General features: G+C 68.4%; 1 protein-coding gene. It reads right to left on the reverse strand.

What is annotated here, in order from left to right:
- Positions 1-18: 18 nt before the first annotated feature.
- Positions 19-921: 3-deoxy-7-phosphoheptulonate synthase (locus AC08OX_RS09810; RefSeq protein WP_476607523.1), on the reverse strand; the 903-nt coding region annotated here is incomplete at its 5' end.

Consider the following 921-nt stretch of genomic DNA (forward strand, 5'->3'; position numbering starts at 1 on the left):
ACGGAAGACAGGTCTAGCTCACGAGGGCCACGGCGCGCCGCGTTCTCCCCGCGTGTTCTGCAGCATCTCGGCGACGAGGAAGGCCAGTTCCAGCGCCTGCCCGGTGTTCAGACGGGGGTCGCAGGCGGTCTCGTAACGGCCGCCGAGGTCGTCTTCCCCGATGAGTTCGGCCCCACCGAGGCACTCGGTGACGTTCTCCCCGGTCAGCTCGATGTGCAGGCCACCGGGGTGGGTGCCCAACGCCTTGTGGACCTCGAAGAAGCCGAAGACCTCGTCGAGGACATCGTCGAAGTGGCGCGTCTTGACGCCGCCCACGTCACGGGTGTTGCCGTGCATCGGATCGCACGACCACACCACTGGCGGCCCGGCGGCGTTGACCTTCTCGATGATCGGGGGCAGCGTGTCCCGGACCCGCTTTGCCCCCATCCGGGAGATCAGGGTGAGCCTGCCGGGGACATGGTCGGGGTTGAGCCGCTCGGCAAGCTCGAGGACCTCGTCCGGGCCAGCCTTCGGCCCGATCTTGCAGCCGATCGGATTGCCCACCCGGGACAGCAGGTCGACGTGGGCACCGTCGAGGTCCCGGGTCCGCTCGCCGATCCAGATCATGTGGGCGGACAGGTCGTACGGGTCGCCGGTGGCGTCCTCGATCCGGGTCAGGGCACGCTCGTACTCCAGCAGGAGGCCCTCGTGACTCGTGAACAGCTCGACCCCGGTCAGCGCGACGGTCCGATCGAGGTCGATGCCGCAGGCGGCCATGAAGGCGAGGGCACGCTCGATGTCCGTCGCCATCACCTCGTAGCGGCGACCCGCCGCGGAATCCCGCACGAACGCCTTGTTCCACTCGTGGACCTTCGACAGGTCGGCGAAACCTCCGGTGGCGAAGGCCCGCACGAGGTTCAGCGCGACTGCGCTCTGGTGGTA

Source organism: Frankia sp. CoBUL1 (genome assembly GCF_978021245.1).